This is a genomic window from Sphingomonas colocasiae (assembly GCF_019880585.1).
Taxonomy (GTDB): domain Bacteria; phylum Pseudomonadota; class Alphaproteobacteria; order Sphingomonadales; family Sphingomonadaceae; genus Sphingobium_A; species Sphingobium_A colocasiae.
In genome coordinates, this window is record NZ_JAINVV010000011.1 from 279,268 (window position 1) to 301,728 (window position 22,461).

Consider the following 22,461-nt stretch of genomic DNA (forward strand, 5'->3'; position numbering starts at 1 on the left):
TGAGGCATGGTGGCCCAGAGTCGAACATCGGCAGCTCAACCAGCCGATCACGGCGATGCATGCAATGCCCCCCCCCCAAGAAAACTTACAATTGAATGACAGATACGAAAAATGACTCGTCGGTCGAGCGAGTGAGGTAGCTTTTTTGGTATTTTGCAACTGCAATTGCAATGGAAGATACGAAATCAGAGGGCAGCACGCCCCTCGGTCGTGGAACGCGGAGATAATCGAACGCAATGGCAGGGTGGCGCAAGTTTTTCGCGAAGGCGGTAGGAGATACCAAGAGGCCGCGCCTTGCAGTTCAGAAACTGCGCGGACGCCTAGCCGACGCAAGTCCCGAGGCCGTATTCGATGAGCTCGCCAGCAACCAGATTTTCAGGGCAGCAATCGCGCCGAGCCTCACGCCCAAAACGCTTGCCCAAGTACGCGGCTCATCACGGCTCAAGCCCCAAGGGTTTGTGAAGGATCTCATTTGGACTTCATATGTTGCTGCTGCTTTTCCGGATCAGATTGTCCGTTTTTGCGAGTATGAACGCGTCTTTGACGATGCGTATATCCTTGGAAACAATAAAAAATGTCTTCAGACTCTCGATGAACTCGAACGCAATCTTGGACTTTCCCTCTGGCTAATTTCCCGGCGTATTTCAATACTTCAACGTAGTGGCAGTAATGAATCTGGCGACTACATTGACACACTTGTTGAGGGCGCGGGCTCGACACTCGAATCTTGGCTTATATACATGATGGGGCACCGGGCCGACCCTAACGTCACTCCACCAGCATATTTGCAAGCTGCGACGCGGTCGCTCAATGCTTCAAACATGCCCGAATCCGTCAGGACATACGCCCAATACCATGTCCTGAATATGCCGCCTCGCACAGTTGACCACGCAAGCGCTATCCTCGCAGTTTCGGAAAGCGGAACACTTGTTGATCGTTATATTGCCTTGCTGGACGCACTTCAGTTGACAGCCTGCCTTAAGGGGGAGAACGCGGAACATCGGATCGCCGCAGCTCAAGCAGTCGCAGTCCTAGCCCCCCACATCCGAGATGACCGACTGCAAATGCTTGCGGATATTTTAACCGGTGCATCAACACGGTTACTCGGTCGACTAGAAACCGGTGCGGCGGACGCCTATACCTTAGGCGATTATAGCGCTGCGGTTGACGCCTGCGTCAAGATCGTGCGTACCGAACCAAGTCGGACAGCGATGTTCGGCCTTGTCGCCCGCAGCACACTACGCGTCAGCGAACGGCCAGCCCTACCAGCAACAATCGATCAGATCATAGACTGGATGGCGACAGCACATGTCTTTCGCGAGGACGAAGGTATCGCTGTCACTGGACTTCTCAGAGAGGCCCTGATCGGCGCGCACCGAGGGCTGTCAATGTCCATTCGCGCACTGTTTGCAGGTCGCGTCATCGATCCGAGCGACACCAATCTTGATGCTCAACTCGAGGCGCTGAACTCGCCCAAACTAACACCGCTTCAGCTACGGGTAGTTCCGGTCGACGACTCCCATGCGCTACTTGATGAGGCCGTCGGCATTTTTCCTGGCTCCGCAGCACTCCTGCTCCAGCGCGAGGTTTTGAGCTTCGGACGGCGCGAGCTCGATCCGACTCTCGCTATGAGATTGCCGCATGAACGAGCTTCGCTGTATAGCGCACGCGCGCTCGTCCGAATGTCTCGATATGAAGAGGCGATCGCCTGCCTTCAACCGTTCGACGATCATCCGGTTGCGATGATTGCGATCGATGCCGTACGCGAGTTATTCAACGCGTTCGCGAGCTCCGGGAATATCCACGACGCCCTGCGAACTGTAGCACGCGCCTATCGTCGCAACCCCCTCCTGCACGAGATATTTCCACTGGAACCGCTGCTCGACACGGTGGAGAATCAAACGGAGGGCCCTCCCTTCGACCAATTGCCCCTGTCCATCTGCTATCATGTCTACAATCGCTATAATCAGGATAAACGCATTAGCGCCCAGGCAGATGCGGCCGAGGAGTTTGCGCTCAGCCGAGGCGCTGACCTGCCGTCAAAAATCGTCCACGCAGAAGTGGGCGAGGACCTCGACCTTTTTACAACTTATCTATCGGAGGTGTGCTCACCACCCGTCCTCGACAAGTTCATCACTATCGAGGATGTGAACGATGCAGAGCAAGAGAGGCTCGAGATATGCCGCATTCTAGCGGAACGCGATGCTACAGCACGTCAGCGATACCAAGAGGAAATACAAGAGATCACAAGGCGGCGGGTCGTGCGTGATCGCTTTAACCAAGTTGAACGCACAAAAATCTATGTCGACACGGAAGGCGTCAAGCGTCAGGCAGAAACGAATCTGCGGGATAATTTCCATCGATATACAACTGCGCTAAGCGATGAAAGCCATAGCACGGAACGACTTGAGAGATTTCGTCAAGTTCAGCGCCTAGTTTCAGAAATTCACGTTGATGGCGTACAAATTCATTTCCCTGATCTTCCAGGAAGCGAGCGGGATATATTATTCGAGCGACTTGTCCATGACGCCATGCGCCTCCTGATATCCAGTCAAGAATATGGACTTGAGGCGTATCTGAGTACACGAGTTCGTCACGGCACTATGGGGAATCAGCTGCGCAGTGCATTTGAGATGAACTCTCTGATCACGCAAAGAGATGGCGATATTTATCAAGCTGACACATTCTGGGTGCAGGCTTTGGAACTATGGCATATGCCTGATCAATCGCAATGGCTATCAGAACGATTGTCCAGATTCTCAGAAGAAGTTGATTCAGCGATTGCAGAACTGGTTCGAAAAAGAGTCCAAGTACGATCAGAAGAGACTCCAGATGGCCTGTTTGTATTCCATCAGACCAACTTTGATACATTTCAAATTCAGACAGATATTAGATCTGAAACAAATTTCGATGAGTTCATGGATAAGGTCATCGACCGATTCTGGAAAGTTCTGGATACAAGCCTTGTTACAGTTCGTAACTACATTGAAGGAGATTTTTTAGATACAATCCAATCTATCACCGATAATTTTCAACGCGATATTACAGCAGAATTCATCCGGTACAATTTTTCGCTCTTGAATGATGCGATTGCCAAGGCACGAACGGCAGTCGCAGTCAATATCGCGAACGTGGCTGGCTGGTTCACACTCGCCCTCGACATGGAACGGCCCGATTACGAGTTCGGCATTGCGGTTGAGGTTGCGCGCGAAAGCATCAGGGTTTGCCATCCTAGCCTGGACATTAAGGTCGAGCGATCCGATGACGTCTCATTCGAATGCCGCGGTCGCAGCCTGGAGAGCCTAGTGTACATTCTGTTTACGGCGCTCGACAACGCTGTGGAACATTGCGGATATGCGGATGTCGCTCCGGATCTGCTGCTGGAGACCAAGCTGGAGGGTGGTTGGCTCGAATGCACGCTTATCAACACATGTGCACCGATTGACTGCGTGGAAACCGAGAATACAAAACTCGCGGCGCGTCGCGAACGCCTCGAAAATATCGTTACGGTTCAGGATCTGGCGACGACTGAAGGCGGATCTGGCTATGCGAAGATTATTCGTATCCTACGCCATGACCTCCTTGCCAAGCATAGCCTTGAGTTTGGATACCGCAGCGATACGAAATATGCTGTCACAATAGGAATTGACGCGAAGGCGATCGTAAAATGAGCGCACTAATCATCGAAGACGACGATTTCAAAGTAGATCGGATGACCGGCTTTCTGCAGACTGAGGCCCCACAGCTATCCGTCGAGATTGCACGCTCATACAAGACCGGTCTTCGAGCACTCGTAGCAAAACCTCGAACCCTTGTTCTACTTGATATGACGCTTCCGACTTTCGATGTACAAAGAGGTTCTGATGGTGGAAGGCCCCTGAGTTTGGGTGGTCGCGAGCTGCTTCGCCAGATGAAACGCCGCGGCGCCACCTGGCCGGTGGTCGTCGTGACCGGCTTCGATACCTTTGGCACCGGACCGTCACACTTGACACTGGAACAACTCGACACCGAACTCCGGCGGGAGTTTGACAGTTTCTATCTTGGCTCCGTGTACTTTAGCGCGACTAGCGACACATGGCGAGATCAACTTCGTGTCCTGGCCGACGGCGCACTGACTGGACCTGCATCATGATGAGAATACTTATCGTCGAGGACGACCCATACAAGTTGAGGAATCTCGCAGCTACACTGCTTGAGATCGACGGCATTGAGTCGGGCAACATCCGTCACGCCAACGACGCTGTCGAGGCCAAGCGGATTCTGCGCGAACACCAGATTGACTTGATTGTACTTGACCTACATCTTCCAGACCGTATCGACCTAACTCCGCAGCCGACCGGCGGCCTGGATTTCATGAGGTCGATCTCGTCCCGCCCCAATTTTTTTGTTCCAGCACACGTAATAGCAGTATCCGGAAATGCCGACGCCCTAGCCGCCTCCGCCGGCGATGTCGGAGAATTGTGGGGGGTCATCCGCTACGATGCAACCGATACACAATGGCGCGATCAGCTACGAGCGCGCGCCAGATATGCGCTGGCCGCACTCAGGTCCAGTGCTGGTCGGCCACGGGAGACCCGTCCATGCGATATCGCCATTCTAACGGCGCTAGACGAAGAACTTGACGGCGTATTACGACTGCCACTGGCCTGGAAGCGCTTCAGCCCCACCGGGGATGGCACGATCTATCACGAGGGCATTATCGATCTGCAAGACAAGTCATTCAAGGTGACTACTGTCTCCGCGAGCCGCATGGGAATGGCAGCCACAGCCGCCTTGGCTTCGAAGGTTATTGACATCTATAGGCCAACCTATTTGGCGATGGCCGGCATCAGTGGAGGCATTCGCGGCCGGACCGAGCTCGGCGATATCCTAATTGCCGATCCGAGCTGGGACTGGGGATCCGGTAAATATGAGGTCATCGATGGTAAGCCCCGATTTGCCGCAAGCCCCGAACAGTTGCGCCTAAGCCCGGACATCCGGCCCATGCTCGTAGCAGCGTCGAAAGACGAGGCAATGCTGGCGTCGATTCGGGCCTCGTTTCCAGGAGCGAAGCCGCCGAACAGTCTCGCGTGTCATGTGGAGGCAGTCGCAAGCGGTGCATCAGTTCTAGGCGATGATGCAGTAGTCGAAGAAATTAAGAACCAGCATCGCAAGCTTTACGGCGTAGAGATGGAAATATTCGGACTCATGATGGCGGCTGATAGTTGCGCACAACCTCGACCAATCGCCTTTTCAGCAAAATCAGTCTCAGATTTTGCAGATCCAACAAAGTCAGATGACGCCCGACCATACGCCATACATGCAAGCGCTAGCTTTATATATGAATTTATATGCAAATATCTAATTAGACCATAACAAACAGGAATTATTATTTTATATTATAGTTGCATTTTCAATACAAGTGGATTCTGCATCACATCACATATTAACTTCAAACCAACAATCGATTAAGAATCGCGCTAGATGTTTGGCCGCGCGGAACTTTAGAATCTGCGCCCTTTGAAAGATAATGGTGTCCGAGATGATCAGGCGGGGATGTAAATCCCTCCCTACCCCTTCACCACCTCCCCGCCCCGCACAATCACCGTCAGCGCCTCGCCGCCCTTTGCCAGCAGGGTGATGTCCTTCAGCGGGTCGCCGTCCACGGCGATCAGGTCGGCATAGGCGCCGGGTTTCACGCAGCCGAGCTCGTCCTGCTGCTGCAGGATCTCCGCGCCGATCGATGTGGCCTGGCGGAGGATCTCGATTGGCTGGAAGATATCGGCGCGCAGCGTGAATTCGCGGCTTTGCTGATTGTATGAATCGCCCAGCAGATCGGTGCCCAGGCCGATCTTCACGCCGGCATTGCGCATCCTTTCCATGCCGGTCAGCGCTTCCCGGTACACGCCCTCCAGCTTTTCCAGGCTGACGGGCGGCAGGCCGAGCGAGGGGCCGAGTTCGCGCAGCGCGAAGATCGTCGCCATGGTGGGCACGATATAGGCGCCGCGTTCGGCGACGAAGGCGGCGGTCTCGTCATCGATCAGCGTGCCATGTTCGATGCAGCGCACCCCGAATTCCACGCAGCGCCGGATCGCGCTGGGCGGATGGCAATGCGCCGCCGCATAGCTGCGCCGTTCGGTGCATTCGTTCACGATCGCGCGGATCTCGTCCTCGCGATACTGGTTCATCCAGATCGGATCGGTGGGCGATGCCACGCCGCCCGATCCCATGATCTTGATGCAATGCGCGCCGCGCCGATATTGCTCGCGCACCGCCGTCACGCACTGTTCCACCCCGTCCGCCACCACGCACAGGCTGTTCATCGCGCCGCCGCACGAGCAATAGCCATGCGTGTGCGCCGCCTCGTTCGCGGCGCGGAAATCGCCATGGCCGCCCGTCATGGAGAGGATCTTGCCCGCATAGAAATAGCGCGGGCCACGGATCAGCCCGTCGCGCAGCGCCTGCGCCAGGCTCCAGTCGCCGCCGCCGATATCGCGCACCGTGGTGAAGCCGCTGTCCAGCGCATGGCCCAGCATGCGCACGGCATGCGCGGTGCGATAGGGTTCGCCCGCCCCGTCCACCCGCTTCACGTCCATGCCCGATGCATAGGCATGGACATGCAGGTCGATCAGCCCCGGCATCAGCGTGCGCCCTTTCAGGTCGATCCGGCGCGCGCCGTCCCAGGCGATCGGGGTTTCGGAGACTTCGCGGATGCGATCGCCCTCGATCGCCACGAACACACCCTCCGGGCAATCCGGGGAGACTCCGTCGAACAGGCGCGCATTCTCCAGAACAATCATTGTTTCATTCCTCTCCATACGGGGTGTTGAGGATGGGGGCCGGAAGCCCGCCGTCCTCGCCACCATCATCGTCATCTCCGCGAAGGCGGAGATCCATAAACTCGAGCGCCTCCGCTAAATTCGCGAAGCTCGGTGTTTATGGATTCCCGCCTACGCGGGAATGACAAGAAGCCTCGACATCCCGACTACGTCTCCCGCCTACGCGGGAATGACGGGAATCCTCGACATCCCGATTCGCCTCATGGTGCCCCAGAGGCATATTCCATGCAACGCTGCACTTTATCGATGCAGCCGATGCAGAGATGGATCGGCGGCACTGCCATACAGGCACCGCGCCAGATCCGGCGGAGAATCTTCGGAATAATTTATTTTAAAACAATATATTGATCGGATTTCCCGCGCCCATCGCCTCGCCCGCGCACCGAGCCACACCGCTACGAATGTCGCCGATATGCGGCATCGATCACGGCATATTTGCCGCTTGCAACCAAACAGAACTGTATCTAAAGTTGCCGCATGTTCAGGAGAGAGAAGATCAGCATCGGATGCGGGCGATGACGCGCTACTCGGCATGGTCGCTGCTGCGCGCCGGGCTTTCGGGCCAGAAAAACTGGGCGCCCGCCTGGCGCGATGCCAGCCCGAAAGCGGGTTACGACGCGGTCGTGATCGGCGGCGGCGGCCATGGGCTGGCCACCGCCTACTACCTGGCGCGCGTGCATGGTCTGCGCAATGTGGCGCTGCTGGAACGCGGCTGGATCGGCGGCGGCAATACCGGGCGCAACACCACGGTGATCCGTTCCAACTATTTCTTCCCCGAAAGCACGCGCTTCTACGATTTCGCGCTGGGCCTGTACGAAGGCCTGTCCAGCGAGCTGAACTACAACATCATGTTCTCGCGCCGGGGCATGTGGATGCTCGCGCATGATCGCCACGGCGTGGAGATGCTGCGCCGTTCGGCCAACGCCATGCTGCGCAACGGCGCGGCGGTGGAGATGCACGACGGCGAGGAGGTTCGCCGCCGCATTCCGGGGCTGAACCCCGATCCGCGCTTTCCCGTCATCGCCGGGCTGTTGCAGCCGCGCGGCGGCACCGCGCGGCACGATGCCGTTGCCTGGGGCTATGCGCGCGGCGCGGATGCGCTGGGCGTGGACATCATCCAGAATTGCGAAGTGCTGGGCTTCGATATCGCGGGCGGCCGCGTGCGCGGGGTGAAGACCAGCCGGGGCGACATCGCCTGCGATCGCATCGGCATGGCGGTGGCCGGGCACAGCAGCGTGATGGCGCAACTGGCCGGCTTCCGCCTGCCCATCACATCCTATGCGCTGCAGGCCTTTGTTTCCGAACCGATGAAGCCGGTGCTCGATACCATCGTGCTCGCCCCCGCGACGGGCGTCTATGTCAGCCAGTCCGACAAGGGGGAGCTGGTGTTCGGCGGCGCGCTGGATCTGTTCCCATCCTATGCGCAGCGCGGCAGCCTGCCCGCGCTGGAACAGGCGGTGGCCGGGCTGATCGACATGTTCCCCCAATTCTCCCGCGTGCGCATGCTGCGCCAATGGGCGGGCATCGTCGATGTCGTCCATGATTCCACGCCGATCCTGGGCGAAAGCCCGGTCGACGGCCTGTATCTCAATTGCGGCTGGGGCACCGGTGGGTTCAAGGCGATCCCGGCGGGCGGATATTGCCTGGCGCACCAGATCGCCACCGGCACGCCGCATCCGCTCGCCGCCGCATTCTCGCTCGATCGCTTCCGCACCGGCGCGCTGATCGACGAGGCCGCCGCGTCCGGCATCGCGCATTGAGGATCCCGCCATGCTGCTGATCGATTGCCCCTGGTGCGGCCCCCGTTCGGAACATGAGTTCCGCTGCGGCGGCGAAAGCCACATCGCCCGCCCCGGCCCGCCCGAAAATGTCGCCGACGGCGAATGGGCGGATTATCTCTTCTATCGCACCAATCCCAAGGGGGAGCATCTGGAACGCTGGCTGCATCGCTTCGGCTGCGGCCGCTGGTTCAATATCGCGCGCAACACCGTCGATCACCGCATCACCGCCATTTACGGCATGACCGATCCGAAGCCGGAGCCGCGGGCATGAGCGGCGCGCGCTGCGATGGCGGCCATGCGATCGATCGCAGCCGCCCCGTCAATTTCCGCTGGGCGGGCCGCGACTATGCGGGGTTCGCGGGCGATACGCTCGCCTCCGCATTGCTGGCGAACGGCGTGCGGCTGTTCGGCCGCAGCTTCAAATATCACCGCCCGCGTGGGGTGATCGCCGCCGGGCTGGACGAGCCCAACGCCATCGTCCAGCTGGAAACCGGCGCGAACACCATCCCCAATCTGAAGGCCCCCTATGTGGAGCTGTATGAGGGGCTGAACGCCGCGCCCGTCAATGCCTGGCCCAGCCTGGAATTCGATCTGATGGCGGTGAACGGGCTGTTCAAGCGCTTCATCCCCGCCGCCTTCTATTACAAGACCTTCATGTGGCCGAACTGGCTGTTGTTCGAACCCGCGATCCGCAAGGCGGCGGGGCTCGGCCGCGCGCCAGAGCAAGCCGATCCCGACAGCTATGCCCAGGCATCGGCGCGGTGCGATGTGCTGGTGGTGGGCGGCGGCCTCGCCGGCCTTGCCGCCGCGCTGGAGCATGGCCGCGCCGGGCGCAGCGTGCTGATCGTCACCGGCGGCGCGCATTGGGGCGGGCGGCTGGCGGGCGGCGCGGATGTGATCGAGGGCGCGAACGCCGATGCGTGGATCGCGCGCGCGCTCGCCGAACTGGCGGCGCTGCCCAATGTGACCCTGCGCAACCGCACGCTCGCCACCGGCAGCTACGATCACGGGCTGGTTTCGCTGTGCGAAAGGCTGACCGATCACCTGCCGCTCGCCGCGCGGCGCGGGCCGCGCCAGAAGCTGTGGCGCGTGCGCGCCGGCCGGATTATACTGGCGACGGGCGCGTTCGAACGGCCGCTCGTCTTCAGCAACAATGATGTGCCCGGCGTGATGCTGGCGGGCGCGGCGCTCGCCTATCGCCGCCGCCATGGCGTGCTCGCCGCGCGCAATCCGGTGATCGCCACCAATAATGACAGCGCCTGGGCGGCGGCGTTCGAACTGGCCGATGCCGGCGCGACGATCGCCGCCATCGCCGATGCCCGCCCCGCCCCGCCGGAACATCTGGTGGCGGAGGCGAAGCGGCGCGGCATCGCCGTGTTCACCGGCAGCGCGCCCGAAAAGGCGTTCGGCGGCAAAGGCGTTCATGCCGTCGCCATCGCCGCGCTCGACGGTGCGGGCCGGCTGACCGGCGCCGCACAGCGCATCGCATGCGACGGCGTGCTGATGTCCGGCGGGTGGAGCCCGGCGGTGCATCTCCATTCGCAATCGGGCGGCAAGCTGGCGCTCGATCCCGCGCTGCAGAGCTTCGTGCCGCAGAGCCTTTCCGGCGCGCCCAGCCTGGGGGCGGCTGCGGGGGATTTCTCGATCGCGAACACGCTCGCCACTGCGCGCGGCGCCGGCGCGAAGATCGCAAACGATCCCGTGCGCCCGCTCTGGTCGATCTCGCGCGGGGACGATCCCCATGCCGATGCCTGGGTGGACCTGCAGAATGATGTGACGGCGGGCGACGTGGCGCTGGCCGCGCGGGAGAATTTCCGGTCGGTCGAGCATCTGAAACGCTACACCACGCTCGGCATGGCGTCCGATCAGGGCAAGACATCGAACGTCAACGGCATCGGCATCCTTTCCGATCTGCTCGGCCGGCCGATCCCCGAAATCGGCACCACGCGCTTCCGCCCGCCTTATGATCCCGTCACCCTGGGCGTCTTCGCCGGGCACCGGATCGGCGACGGGCTGCACGCGCGCCGCCGGCTGGCGCTTGCCGCCGCGCATGAGGCGGCGGGCGCGAAGATGGAGGAATATGGCGGCTGGATGCGCCCCGTCGCCTATCCCCGCGCGGGCGAGAGCGAGGATGAAGCGATCGCGCGCGAGGTGCTGGCGGTGCGCAATGCCGTCGGCCTGTTCGAAGCCTCCCCGCTGGGCAAGATCGAGGTGAAGGGCCCCGATGCCGCGCGGCTGCTCGATCGCATCTATGTCAACACCGTCAGCACGCTGAAGCCCGGCCGCTGCCGCTATGGCCTGATGCTCGACGAGAACGGCACGATCTTCGACGACGGCATCGTCACGCGGCTGGCGGAGGATCATTTCCTGGTCGGCACCACCAGCGGCCATGCCGTCACCGTCGCCGAACGGCTGGAGGAATGGCTCCAGTGCGAATGGATCGATCTGGAGGTGGTGACGCAGGATGTGACGGGCTGCTGGGCGGTGCTCAACATCGCCGGCCCGCTGGCGCGCACGGTGCTGGAGGGGATCGAAAGCGATATCGACTTCGGCCGCGAAGCCTTTCCGCACATGACGCATCGCGAAGGCAGGCTGGCCGGTCTGGAGGCGCGGATCGCGCGCGTCAGCTTCTCCGGCGAGCTTTCCTACGAGATCGCGGTGCCGTGGCGCGATGCCGCGCGGCTCTGGGATGCGCTGTTGCAGGCGGGTGCGCCGCATGGCCTGTCGCTGTTCGGGATAGAGGCGCTGATGACGCTGCGGATCGAGAAGGGCTTTCTCCATGTGGGTTCCGAAACCGACGGCGCCACCCAGCCCCAGGATGTCGGCTTTGCCGGCGCGCTGGCGGCCAAGAAATCGGATCATGTCGGCCGCCGATCGACCAGCCGGCCGGATTCGGTGCGCGACGGCCGCCGCCAGCTTGTCGGCATCGCGATGGCCGATGGCCGGCCGGTCGAACCCGGCGCGCATATCGTGCGGCCCGGCGCGGAGGGGGAGATCGGCAGCGACGGCTGGATCACCTCCGCCGCATGGTCCCCCACCCTCTCCGCCCCCGTCGCGCTGGCGATGATCGATGGCGGTTTCGCGCGGCTGGGTGAGGATGTGCGCGTGTGGAATCTGGGCCAGTGGCGGGAGGCGCGCGTCGTCGAACCCTGCCGCTACGATCCGCAGGGAGCGCGGCTGAATGTCTGAACTCATGCCCCTGCAGGATGCCATCCTGGCCCGCGATCCCGGCGTGATCATCGTCCGCGCGCGTAGCGGCGATCGCGATGCCGGCATCCGCGCCGCGCTGAACGGCGCCGCCTGCCACCGCACCGCCCCCGGCGAATGGATCGTGATCTGCGATCCCGCCGAAACCGCCGCCACCCTGGCCGCGATCCGCGCCGCCTGTGGCGACGGCGCGGTGCTGGCGATCGACATCAGCCATGGCGTGACCGCGCTGGAACTGGTCGGCGCACGCGGGGCGGAACGGCTGGCCGCCTATTGCGACCTCGATCCGGGGAGCGAAAGGCTGGCAAAGGAAGGCGCGGTGCGCACGCGCTTCGGCGAGATCGGCGTGGTGATCGCGCGGATCGACGATCGCCCGGCCTATCTGCTGATCGCCGACCAGAGTTACGCCGAATATCTGGCGCTGCTGATGCGCCATGGCGTGGCGGGGTGAGCGGGGATGCCCTCACCCTCTCCTCCCCATCGCGGATGGGGAGGGGGACCGCCAGCCAAAGGCTGGTGGTGGAGGGGAATTGCGATGCCAAAACCTCGCCCAAGCACCCGGCACGCCATGACGCACCGAATTTCCCCTCCACCACGCCGCTTCGCGTCGCGGTCCCCCTCCCCCCGCTGCGCGCGGGGAGGAGAGGGTTGCGGCGCGTGGAGATGAGTCCGGCGGGAGATCGGATGACGTGGTTGCCTCACCGCCATCCCCCACTCCGTCATTCCAGCGAAAGCTGGAGACGCAGTCGACCGCAGGTCAATCCATACGATGCCGGCACCTGTCGCCGGACTCCGCATGGACCCCGGCTTTCGCCGGGGTGACGAAGGAGAGTGGATCAAAATCAACAGGTAAACGCCCAAGGCCCGGAGAGAAGACAGACCAATGATTGCCCCCACCGCCGCCTCCTGCGTCCTGCGTTTCCGTTGCCCCGATCGCCCCGGCATCCTCGCGCTCGTCACCCCCGTGCTCGCCGAGAGCGGCTGGGATATCCGCGAAGCCTCCGTCCATGGCGACGAAGACAGCGTCACCTTCTTCGTCCGTGTCCATCTGGCGAGCGAGACCGCGTCGATCGCGGCGCTGGAGGAACGCATGGTCGGGCTGGCCGAACAGCTCCAGCTCGATTGGGAAATCCATGATCTCCGCCGGCCGGTGCCGGTGCTGATCGCGGTCTCCAAATTCCATCACTGCCTGGTCGATCTGATCCACAAGACGGAGATCGGCGCGCTGCCGATCCGCATCGTCGGCGTCGTCTCCAATCACGAGACCGCACGGTCGCTGGTCGAATGGCATGGCCTGCCCTTCCACCATCTGCCCGTCGACAAGGCGGACAAGGCCGCGCAGGAAGCGCGCTTCCTGGCGACGATCCGCGAAAGCGGCGCGGAGCTGACGGTGCTCGCCCGCTACATGCAGATCCTGTCCGACGAATTCGCCGCCGAACTCGCCGGGCGCTGCATCAACATCCATCACAGCTTCCTGCCCAGCTTCAAGGGCGCCAAGCCCTATCACCAGGCAAAGGCGCGCGGCGTGAAGCTGATCGGGGCCACCGCCCATTATGTGACCGCCGATCTCGACGAAGGCCCGATCATCGAACAGGATGTGCGCCGGGTGAGCCACGCCACCTCCGCCGACGAGATGGTCGCGATCGGGCGAGAGGTGGAGGCATCGGTGCTTTCGCGCGCGGTGCGCTGGCATGCCGAACACCGCATCCTGCCCAATGGCAACCAGACGGTGGTGCTGGCATGAACGCATCCCCGCTTCCCCGCCCCGTGCCCGCGCGCGTGATCGACGGGAAAGCCGTCGCCGCCGCGCGCACCCAGGCGCTGGCGCAGCGCGTCGCCGGGTTCCGCGAACGCACCGGCGTGGTGCCGGGGCTGGCGGTGGTGCTCGTCGGCGACGATGCCGCCAGCGCCATCTATGTCCGCCGCAAGGCGCGCCAGTGCGAAGCCGTGGGCATGCGTTCGGTGCAGCATGTGCTGCCGGGGGCGACGACGCAGGCCGAGTTGCTGGCGCTGGTCGAACGGCTCAACCGCGATCCCGATGTGCACGGCATCCTGGTGCAATTGCCGCTGCCGCGCCCGCTGGACGAGGCCGCGATCCTGGCGGCGGTCGATCCCGACAAGGATGTCGACGGCTTCCACACCATGAATGCCGGGCGGCTGGCGCTGGGCCGCCCCGCGCTTGTCCCCTGCACGCCGCTCGGCTGCCTGTTGCTGCTGCGCGAACTGGGCGTCGCCCTGCGCGGCAAGCGCGCGCTGGTCGTCGGCCGATCGGTGATCGTCGGCCGGCCGATGGCGCAATTGCTGCTGATGGAGGATTGCACGGTCACGATCGCGCACCGCCATTCGCAGGATCTGGCGATGCTCTGCCGCGAAGCCGATATCCTGATCGTCGCGGTCGGCATTCCCGGCCTGATCCGGGGCGACTGGATCCGCCCCGGCGCGGTGGTGATCGATGTCGGCATCAACCGCGTCGACGACGGCGCGGGCGGCAGCCGGATCGTCGGCGACGTCGCCTATGACGAAGCCGCCCATGTCGCGGGCGCGATCACCCCGGTGCCCGGCGGCGTCGGCCCGATGACGATCGCCTGTCTGCTGGAGAATACGCTGGCGGCCGCCGCCGCGATCGAGGGCGGTGCGGCGGCGTGAGCGGCGGGGCTGCCCTGGATTGCCCCCTCCCGCTCGGGCTGAGCCTGTCGAAGCCCTGTTCCTTTCTTTCTGCACCGCGTTCGAAGAAGAACAGGGCTTCGACAGGCTCAGCCCGAACGGGATCATGGGGCGTGCGCCTTTTTTCCCATTTCAATGCCCTGCCCCTTTTCTCCTCCCCATCGCAGATGGGGAGGGGGACCATGACGCGAAGCGGCATGGTGGAGGGGAATTGCGGTGCGTCATTCCCCATCGGCTTTCGGGATTGTGGCGACATCGAATCTTCCCCTCCACCACCGACCTTCGGTCGGCGGTCCCCCTCCCCGCGCTGCGCGCAGGGAGGAGAGGCGGTAACGACCAAAACCCCTATAACCGGCGCAACGCCGGACGCTTCGGCAGGATGAGGAGACACGCATGACGATCGGCACGACCGACCAGACCGCCCCGCACGGCGTGGCGCGCAATTCGCGCTATTGGGTGCTGTTCGTCATGACGATGGTCTATGCGCTCAACATCGCGGACCGGTTCGTGCTCTCCACGCTGATCGAGCCGATCAAGGCCGAATTCGCGCTGTCGGACAGTGCGGTGGGCTTCCTCACCGGCGTCGCGCTCGCGCTGTTCTACACCACCGCCGGGCTGCCGCTGGGCGCGCTCGCCGATCGCGTCAATCGCCGCAACATGATCGCCTGGGCGCTCGCCATCTGGTCGATGTTCACCGCCTTCTGCGGCATGGCGGGCAATTTCTGGCAATTGCTGCTCGCGCGGATCGGCGTGGGCGTGGGCGAAGCGGGCGGCACCCCGCCCTCGCATTCGATCCTGGCGGATTATTTCCGCCCGTCCGAACGCGGCGTTGCCATGTCGATCTACGCGATCGGCGTGTCGATCGGATCGGCGATGGGCGGCATCGGCGGCGGGCTGCTGGCCGAACATTATGGCTGGCGCGTCGGGCTGATCGCCTTCGCCGCCGCCAGCCTGCCCGTGCTGATCCTGCTGTGGACGGTGCGCGAGCCCAGGCGCGGCGCCAGCGATGCCCATGCCGACGCGCAGGAGGCCCAGCCTTCGTTCCGGGAATCGCTCGCCTTCATCCGCTCGCAGAAATCGCTCGTCCATGTGCTGGCCGGCGCCACGATCGCGACCTTTTCGGGCGGCGGGCTGGTCTGGTGGACGCCCGCGTTCCTCGGCCGCTCGCACGGCATGTCGGTGGGCGAGGCCGGGCTGGACGTCGGGCTGATGAACGGCGTGGGCGGCGGCATCGCGATGGTGCTGGCGGTGTTCGTCATGCTCCGCCTCGCGCGGATGGAGGCGAAATGGCATTGCCAGTTCGTCGCCTGGCTGACGCTGCTGATCTCGATCCCCGGCGTCGCCGCGCATATGGTGAGCGACCGCGCGACCGCCATCCTGCTGCTGTGGCTGTTCATCCCCTTCATCAACGTGATGATCGGGCCGTCGCTGGCGCTGATCCAGAATCTGACGCGGCCGGGCATGCGCGGCTTCACCGTCGCGGTGCTGCTGTTCACCGCCAATATCGCCAATCTCGCGCTCGCGCCGCAGCTGATCGGCTTCGCATCGGATCTGCTCGCGCCGCGCATCGAGGATCCGGCGCAGTCGCTGCGCTATGCGCTCGCCTTTGCCGGGCTCACCGGCCTGTGGGCGGCCTATCATTTCTGGGCGGCGATCCGCACGCTGCCGCAGGACCTCGCCCGCGCGGGCAGCGCCTGATGCGCGGCATCCATTTTCCGGAGGGAATAGCCATGAAGACGAAACTCGGCCTGATCCTGTCGTCCGCCATGCTCGCGACAAGTGCACCGGCCGCCGCCCAACCCGCCGCGCCGTCCACCCAGGCGCAGGGCGAGAATGCCAAGCTATCCGCGCTGGCCGATGCGATCGAGCAGGACTCGCTCGCCACCAATTTCAGCGCGCAGTTCCGCGAGGGCAAGCGCATCTCCGGCTTTGTCGATTATTCGCCGGCGGAGGTCGCCAGGAACGCGGCCAAGCGCGAACGCTGGAAACACCAGCTCGCCGCGATCCGCGCCGATGCGCTGGGGGAAGTGGAGCGCGAAACCTACGACATTCTCCGCTTCACCCTTATCGAGACGCCCGAGGACGAGAACGAATATTGGCTCACCTTCGATCTGACGCCCTATCAGGCGCCGATGGCGATCGGTTACGTCCAGCAGGTGCTGGCCGCGCATCCGCTCGCCACCGCCGCCGACGCGGCGGATTATGTGCGGCTGGCGGGCGCCTATGCCGCGATGCTCGAAACGCTGGCCGCCAAGGTGGAGGCGCAGACGGCGCGCGGCATCTATCTGCCCAAACCCGCGCTGCCGCCGATCCGCGCGACCTGGACGACGCTGGCGGCGAGCGCGGACGCGCTTCAGCCGGCAGCCGCGCGGCTCTCCGCGCTCGACGCCGCGGCGCGCGCATCGCTCGAAACCGGCGTGCGCACCGCTGCGGACGGCCGGGTGAAGCCCGCCTTTGCCCGTATCCAGACGCTGCTCGGCCCCGCTTATGAGGCCAAGGCGCCCGAGGCGGTCGGGCTCGGCCAATATCCCGGCGGCAAAGATCTCTACCGCAAGCTCATCCAGCGCTACACGACGCTTCCGCTGACGCCCGACCAGATCCACCAGCGCGGGCTGGAACAGGTGGCCGATGTCGCGAAACGCATGCAGGCGATCCGCACGCAACTGGGCTTCACCGGCAGTTCGCGCGCCTTTTACGACAGAATCAGCACCGATCCGCGCTTCCTGGCGAAAACGCCCGCCGATGTCGAAGCCACCTATATGCGTTACATTCACGCGATCGAGCCGAAGATCTCCAGCTATTTCCGTACCCAGCCCAGGGCGCCCTATGGTGTGAAGCGGCTGCCGCCGGCGGCGGAGCCGGGCCAGACCTTCGGTTATTACAGCCCGCCCAACGCCACCGAACCGCGCGGCATCTATCATTACAACGGATCGAACCTCGACAAGCGATCGCTGATCAACGCGGGCACGCTGATCTATCACGAATTGCTGCCCGGCCATCATTTCCAGATCGCGGGGCAGAGCGAGAACGCCGCACTCTCCCCCTTCCGCAAGAATTACATGGCCGGCGCCTTTACCGAGGGCTGGGGCGAATATGCGGCAAGCCTGGGGATCGAGCTGGGCCTGTACGACACGCCGGAGGCGCTTTACGGCCGCTATATCAACGAGATGTTCCTGACGGTGCGGCTGGTCGTCGATTCCGGCATGAACGACAAGGGCTGGTCGCTGGAAAAGGCGCGCGCCTATATGCGCGAGGTCACCTCGCTCTCCGATCTCGAGATCGATTCGGAATCGCTGCGCTATTCGGTGAGCATCCCCGGCCAGGCGCTCGCCTATCGCACCGGTTACGACGCGCTTTGGGACTTCCGCCGCCGCGCGGAAAAGACGCTGGGGCAGCGCTTCGACATCCGCGATTTCCACGCCGCCGTGCTGGGATCGGGCGCCCGCCCGCTGCCGCTGGTGGAGGCGAGCGTGGACAGGATGATCGCGGGGAAGAAGAGGAATTGAGGGCGGCCTTGTTGTCCCAGCCCTAAAACCGTCATTCCGGCGAAAGCCCGCTACTGTCCGGGATTTTTCGCGGGAGATCTGCGCAAACCTCGCAATTCCGCGGAATGCGCCGACAATGCCGGTGCAGAGACATGGTTTGCAGTCGCAGTGCACCTCTCCTCCCTATCGAAGATGGGGAGGGGGACCGCCGACCGCAGGTCGGTGGTGGAGGGGAAATGCGATGGATCATCCAGCGCCGCAGCTCCAGGAAGCCTGAGAGAATCCGGTTCGACGGCAGCGCGAAACGCAGGCATCGTCCTTCCCCTCCACCACGCCGCTTCGCGTCGTGGTCCCCCTCCCCACGCTGTGCGTAGGGAGGAGAATTCTGGCCGCCTCAAGCTCCCAACGAAATCCCGGACAGCAATGGGCGAAAGCCGGAATCCCGTGCTCCATGTCGAAGAAGATTGACCTACGGTCGACTACGTCCCCGGCTTTCGCCGGAATGACGTTGAGCAGGCTTACCGCCCCTACCCCGCCGCTTTCGCCAGCAGCGCCTCGCCGAGCAACGGCTGCTCCGCGAACGCGTCGCGCTGCCAGCCGGGCACCAGCCGGTCGATCGTCAGGAACAGCGCCAGCCCCTCGTCCTGAGACCAGAAATTGCGCTTGCGCCGGACGGCCTCGATCGCGGCCGGCGCGGGCACGCCGGATTTCACATACCAGGCATAGGCGAGCCATTGGCCCAGCCCCTCCATGGTCAGGAACAGATCGTCGAGCGGCTGCCATTTCGCATTGGCGCCCGTGAAATAGCCGGCCCGTCGCGCGCGCATCTTCGCCAGCGCCTTGCCCGCCAGCACCCGCGCCTCGCCATCGGTGGCGGCCGTCGCCGCCGCATAAAGCAGGTCGCGTTCGGCCTCGTACGCGGCGACATAGCCGGCATCCGCCTTGAACGCGTCCTGCAATGAATCGTCGCCGATATCGTCGGGCAGGCCATGATCGCGCGTGAGCGCCGCCAGCCGGGGATTGGCGAAATAGAATTGGCGGGTGTGCATCAGCTCGTGGAGCATCACGCCGTCCATCAGCCGCTCCAGCCCCAGTTCGCTGGTCACCCCGGCCTTGCGCCACACCGATGGCAGGCTCATCGCGAAATAGCCGGTGCCCGCCGCGCCATTGTCGGGCGACGCGAACGAGATCGGGCCGATCGGCGCGCTGTTGCCGCCCGGCAGCGCGACGGGATCGCCATGCGCCGCCGCCGTCCATCGCAGACGCCCCTGCCGATCCGCCTTGCCCGTATAGGTGCAGGCCGCATCGATCGCGATGATCGTGGGGAGCGGCGCGGGCATCAGCTTCAGGATATCACGCTCGCTCGCGCGCCAGTTCGCGATCGCGCCGTCGAGCCAGGCCTTGTCCGCTCGCGACATGGCGCAGCCCGCCCCGGCGGCGGGAAGCGGCGTCAGGGCGAGCGACGCCCCGATCGTCAACAGCCATGTACCGGATCGCCGCATATCGCCTCCATCGCCTGAAGACATGGCTTCGCATCTGGGCCGATCATCCGCAACTCGGCGAATGATCGATCTGCTTCGTTCCAGCGTCATCGCCAGGAGCGAAACGACGAAGCAATCCGGAGGTCGATGCCCCCTGGATTGCCTCGTTTCGCTTGCAATGGCGAGGGAGCCGAGGCTCCCCCGGATCAGAACTTCACGTTCGCGCCGACGGTGAAGTAGCGGCCCAGCGTGTCGTAATGCGGGCTGCCCGTCGTCGAGAAGGGCAGCTTGCGGTCGAACACATTGTTGACCTTGGTGTAGAAGGTGAAGTTATCCGTCACCTTGTACTGGGCGCCAAGGTCGAGATAGACGCGCGCGCTGATGTCGTTGTTGGCGAGCAGCGGCCCATCCACGCCGTTGAGCAGATGGTTGAACTTGCCGCCGCCGACATAGCGGACACGCGCGTCGAAGCCGAGCACATCGTCCTGATAGCTGGCGCTGAAGGTGCCGCGCCATTTCGGCAGGCCGAGCGCCACGCCATCGCCGACATCGCCCGCCGCATCGTTGCGCGTCAGGCCATTGTCATAGACCAGCTTCTTCACATAGGTCGCAAGCGCGCGGAAGCGCAGTGTCGCCGGGCCGGCGCCCGCGATCTGCTTCATCGGCAGCACATAGGATGCCTCGAAATCGAAGCCGCTCGTCGCGAACTGCGCGATATTCTGCGCGTTCGAATAGACGGTCCGCAGCGTCTGCGTCACCGGATCGCGGATGATCTGGTTGCACGCGGCCTGGCTGCCGAGCGCGCACGCCGCGGTCAGGTCGGATGCGCTCAGGGTCGCGATCGCGCCGTCGATCTTCACGTCGTAATAATCGACCGAGAATTGCAGGCCGCGCGCGAAGGACGGCGAATAGGATCCGCCGATGGTAAGCGTGCTGCCGATTTCCGGCTTCAGATTGACGTTGCCGCCCGAGAAGGTGGTGACCTGCGACGGGGTGGAGGTATAGCCCGGAATGCCCGTGCGGCCCGCGCTGTCCTGATCGACCTGCGGCCCGATATTGATGCTCGTCTCGTTATAGAGATCGGCGATGTTGGGCGAACGGATGTCGCGCGAGCGCGTGGCGCGCAGCAGCAGATCGTTGAAGAGGCGAACGGTGCCGCCCACCTTCCAAGACCAGATGCCGCCGCTGGTGCTGTAATCGGAATAACGCGCGGCGCCGTTCAGATCGGCCTTGAACGCGTCCGCATCGAACAGCGGCACGACGATTTCGGCAAAGGCTTCCTTGACGTTGAAGCCACCCGAAAGCGGCGCGACATAGACGGGCAGGCCGAAGCCGCCGGCCGTCGCCCCGGCATCGAGCCGCGACTTCATCTTCTCCCAGCGCGCCTCGACGCCCACCGCCGCCGTCACCGGCCCGGCCCAGAGCGAGAACAGGTCGCCCTGCAGCTTGGCGCCCAGCGAATCGAGCGTGCCCTTGCTGTATCCGCCCTGCGTGCCCGTCACATAATTGACCGCGTCGGCGGAGGCATTGCCCTCGCCGAAGATATTGAGCGGCCGGCAGGCGGCGTCGTTGTTGCTGGGATCGGCATCGGCATTGATCGCGCAGACGATCTGGCCGCCGCTCAGCACGGCATCCAGCGCATTGTTGAAATTGACGGCAAGCCGGCTGTTGAGCAGCGCCGAATATTCGTCGAGCTCACCATGGCTGTAATGCGCGCTATATTGCCATTTCCCGCCGCCGAAGCTGCCCTTGATGCCGATCGCGCCTTCCTTCAGCTCGCGATCCGATGCGAAGCGGAAATTCAGGACGTCGCGATAGGCGCGGCTCAGCAGGAAGCTGGTCTCGCCCGCCGCGGCAAGCTGGTTGCGGACGGTCTGCGACAGATAGGGATTGGTCGCCGAAACCGTCAGCAGCCCGCCGCCGACATCGCCCGGTGCGGTGAAATCGGGGAAGAAATTATAGTTGGATTTGGTCTTGCCGTAGGTGGCGTCCGCCCAGATCGTCGCGCCGCCGATATCGTAGCTGAGCCGGGCATAGGCGTTGAGGCGCTTGAACGGCGCCGCCAGATAGATGTCGTCATACAGGTTCGATGCGTCCGCGCCGCCGATGCCGTTCGCATCTGGGCCGCGATAGGCGCGCAACGTCCCGTCATTGTTGAAGGTCTGCCCGGCGAGCACGCCGCTCAGGATCAGGCCGGTATGGCTGCGGATCGGGATATTGACGTCATCGGCCAGCATCACGTTGCCGTTGATCACCGTGATGTCCGCGCCGCGCACGCCGTGGCGATCGAGGCGGCTGCCGGGCGGCAGGCCCTTATCCTCCACATATTCGGCGCCGATCATGAAATGGCCCCTGCCATCGGCGAACTTGGTGCCCCAGGAACCTTCGAACTGATAGCGCTGGCCGTCGCCGCGATCGGAAATGCCGGATTCGGCGCCGAGCGAGAAGCCCGTCAGATCGGTATTCATGATGATGTTGACGACGCCCGCGACCGCGCCCGATCCCCAGGCGGCGGATGCGCCGCCGGTGACGACTTCCAGCCGCTTCACCATGCTGGTCGGCACGAAATTGAGGTTGTTCTGGCCGACGAAGCGGCGGCCGTCGATCAGCGTCAGCGTACGATCGATGCCCAGGCCGCGCAGATCGACGGGCGCGGTGCCGCTGCCCGTATTGCCGACCGTGGTCGCGCCGATCACCGTCGCGCGCACCTGCGGCTGATCGTTCAGCACCTGCTGCAGGTTCGATGCGCTGCTCTGGCGCAATTCGGTATCGCCGATCACCGCCGTCGGCGTCGGCTGGTCGAAGCCCGCGCGATCGATGCGCGATCCGGTGACGACGATTTCATTGTCCGGCGTTTGCGCGGCGTCATCGCCCTGCGCGGGCTGGGCCCAGGCGGGCATCGCCACGGCAAGCGCCATGCCCGCCGATGTGATCAAGGCAGCACGAATGGTCATTTTGGAACGATTCACGGTCAACACTCCCCAGTAATTCAAACCGTTGTCGCGCCCGACGCCCGTCAGGCGAG

At 63.5% G+C, this 22,461-nt stretch carries 14 protein-coding genes; 11 read left to right on the forward strand and 3 right to left on the reverse strand.

What is annotated here, in order from left to right:
• Window positions 1-236 precede the first annotated feature (236 nt).
• From K7G82_RS22955 to K7G82_RS22965, 3 genes are read left to right on the forward strand one after another with little or no spacing between them, the layout of a single operon-like run.
• Window positions 237-3,671 (forward strand): tetratricopeptide repeat protein, encoded by a 3,435-nt coding sequence (locus tag K7G82_RS22955; RefSeq protein ID WP_222992284.1) that lies wholly within the window; start codon window positions 237-239, stop codon window positions 3,669-3,671.
• Window positions 3,668-4,132 carry a response regulator gene (locus K7G82_RS22960; protein ID WP_222992285.1) on the forward strand — a complete coding sequence of 155 codons (465 nt, stop codon included), beginning with the start codon at window positions 3,668-3,670 and terminating at the stop codon, window positions 4,130-4,132. The genes K7G82_RS22955 and K7G82_RS22960 overlap by 4 nt, the downstream gene beginning before the upstream one ends.
• Window positions 4,129-5,355, forward strand: coding sequence for a phosphorylase family protein (locus tag K7G82_RS22965; RefSeq protein WP_222992286.1), 1,227 nt, complete (start codon window positions 4,129-4,131; stop codon window positions 5,353-5,355). The genes K7G82_RS22960 and K7G82_RS22965 overlap by 4 nt, the downstream gene beginning before the upstream one ends.
• A 194-nt stretch (window positions 5,356-5,549) precedes the next feature.
• Here the strand turns inward: K7G82_RS22965 and K7G82_RS22970 are convergent, their stop codons facing one another.
• Window positions 5,550-6,779, reverse strand: a complete 1,230-nt coding sequence (locus tag K7G82_RS22970) for a metal-dependent hydrolase family protein (protein WP_246623797.1) — start codon at window positions 6,777-6,779, stop codon at window positions 5,550-5,552.
• Window positions 6,780-7,333: 554 nt separating this feature from the next.
• Between K7G82_RS22970 and K7G82_RS22975 the strand changes: the two genes are divergently transcribed.
• The 8 genes from K7G82_RS22975 (at window position 7,334) to K7G82_RS23010 (ending at window position 17,976) form a co-directional block, all read left to right on the forward strand.
• On the forward strand, window positions 7,334-8,578 hold the full coding sequence (locus K7G82_RS22975) for a sarcosine oxidase subunit beta family protein (protein WP_222992287.1): 1,245 nt from the start codon (window positions 7,334-7,336) through the stop codon (window positions 8,576-8,578).
• A 10-nt stretch (window positions 8,579-8,588) separates the two neighbouring features.
• Window positions 8,589-8,870, forward strand: coding sequence for a sarcosine oxidase subunit delta (locus K7G82_RS22980; RefSeq protein ID WP_222992288.1), 282 nt, complete (start codon window positions 8,589-8,591; stop codon window positions 8,868-8,870).
• The gene (locus K7G82_RS22985; RefSeq protein WP_222992289.1) at window positions 8,867-11,788 is read left to right on the forward strand and encodes a sarcosine oxidase subunit alpha family protein; all 2,922 of its coding nucleotides are present in this window, start codon (window positions 8,867-8,869) and stop codon (window positions 11,786-11,788) included. Before K7G82_RS22980 ends, K7G82_RS22985 begins: the two co-directional genes overlap by 4 nt.
• Window positions 11,781-12,257, forward strand: coding sequence for a sarcosine oxidase subunit gamma family protein (locus K7G82_RS22990; RefSeq protein WP_222992290.1), 477 nt, complete (start codon window positions 11,781-11,783; stop codon window positions 12,255-12,257). Before K7G82_RS22985 ends, K7G82_RS22990 begins: the two co-directional genes overlap by 8 nt.
• A gap of 432 nt (window positions 12,258-12,689) precedes the next feature.
• Window positions 12,690-13,550, forward strand: a complete 861-nt coding sequence (purU, locus tag K7G82_RS22995) for a formyltetrahydrofolate deformylase (RefSeq protein ID WP_222992291.1) — start codon at window positions 12,690-12,692, stop codon at window positions 13,548-13,550.
• Window positions 13,547-14,452 carry a bifunctional methylenetetrahydrofolate dehydrogenase/methenyltetrahydrofolate cyclohydrolase FolD gene (gene folD / locus K7G82_RS23000; protein WP_222992292.1) on the forward strand — a complete coding sequence of 302 codons (906 nt, stop codon included), beginning with the start codon at window positions 13,547-13,549 and terminating at the stop codon, window positions 14,450-14,452. Before purU ends, folD begins: the two co-directional genes overlap by 4 nt.
• Before the next feature lie 411 nt (window positions 14,453-14,863).
• Entirely contained in the window at window positions 14,864-16,168 is a 1,305-nt protein-coding gene (locus K7G82_RS23005; RefSeq protein ID WP_222992293.1) for a spinster family MFS transporter, read from the forward strand.
• Window positions 16,169-16,200: 32 nt separating this feature from the next.
• Entirely contained in the window at window positions 16,201-17,976 is a 1,776-nt protein-coding gene (locus K7G82_RS23010; RefSeq protein ID WP_222992294.1) for a DUF885 domain-containing protein, read from the forward strand.
• Window positions 17,977-18,482: 506 nt separating this feature from the next.
• Here K7G82_RS23010 and K7G82_RS23015 read toward each other — a convergent pair.
• Window positions 18,483-19,457 (reverse strand): hypothetical protein, encoded by a 975-nt coding sequence (locus tag K7G82_RS23015; protein ID WP_222992295.1) that lies wholly within the window; start codon window positions 19,455-19,457, stop codon window positions 18,483-18,485.
• 185 nt (window positions 19,458-19,642) lie between these two features.
• A complete protein-coding gene (locus tag K7G82_RS23020) occupies window positions 19,643-22,405 on the reverse strand; it encodes a TonB-dependent receptor domain-containing protein (RefSeq protein WP_343228628.1) in 2,763 nt (920 codons plus the stop codon).
• Window positions 22,406-22,461 lie beyond the last annotated feature (56 nt).

What these genes read in the sequence shown, in the direction of transcription:
- K7G82_RS23010 (WP_222992294.1), top strand. Translation starts at nt 16,201, where the DNA reads ATGAAGACGAAACTCGGCCTGATCCTGTCGTCCGCCATGCTCGCGACA.
- K7G82_RS22965 (WP_222992286.1), top strand. Translation starts at nt 4,129, where the DNA reads ATGATGAGAATACTTATCGTCGAGGACGACCCATACAAGTTGAGGAAT.
- K7G82_RS22960 (WP_222992285.1), top strand. Translation starts at nt 3,668, where the DNA reads ATGAGCGCACTAATCATCGAAGACGACGATTTCAAAGTAGATCGGATG.
- purU (WP_222992291.1), top strand. Translation starts at nt 12,690, where the DNA reads ATGATTGCCCCCACCGCCGCCTCCTGCGTCCTGCGTTTCCGTTGCCCC.
- K7G82_RS22990 (WP_222992290.1), top strand. Translation starts at nt 11,781, where the DNA reads ATGTCTGAACTCATGCCCCTGCAGGATGCCATCCTGGCCCGCGATCCC.
- K7G82_RS23005 (WP_222992293.1), top strand. Translation starts at nt 14,864, where the DNA reads ATGACGATCGGCACGACCGACCAGACCGCCCCGCACGGCGTGGCGCGC.
- K7G82_RS23015 (WP_222992295.1), bottom strand. Translation starts at nt 19,457, where the DNA reads ATGCGGCGATCCGGTACATGGCTGTTGACGATCGGGGCGTCGCTCGCC.
- K7G82_RS22985 (WP_222992289.1), top strand. Translation starts at nt 8,867, where the DNA reads ATGAGCGGCGCGCGCTGCGATGGCGGCCATGCGATCGATCGCAGCCGC.
- K7G82_RS22955 (WP_222992284.1), top strand. Translation starts at nt 237, where the DNA reads ATGGCAGGGTGGCGCAAGTTTTTCGCGAAGGCGGTAGGAGATACCAAG.
- K7G82_RS22980 (WP_222992288.1), top strand. Translation starts at nt 8,589, where the DNA reads ATGCTGCTGATCGATTGCCCCTGGTGCGGCCCCCGTTCGGAACATGAG.
- K7G82_RS22975 (WP_222992287.1), top strand. Translation starts at nt 7,334, where the DNA reads ATGACGCGCTACTCGGCATGGTCGCTGCTGCGCGCCGGGCTTTCGGGC.
- K7G82_RS22970 (WP_246623797.1), bottom strand. Translation starts at nt 6,779, where the DNA reads ATGATTGTTCTGGAGAATGCGCGCCTGTTCGACGGAGTCTCCCCGGAT.
- folD (WP_222992292.1), top strand. Translation starts at nt 13,547, where the DNA reads ATGAACGCATCCCCGCTTCCCCGCCCCGTGCCCGCGCGCGTGATCGAC.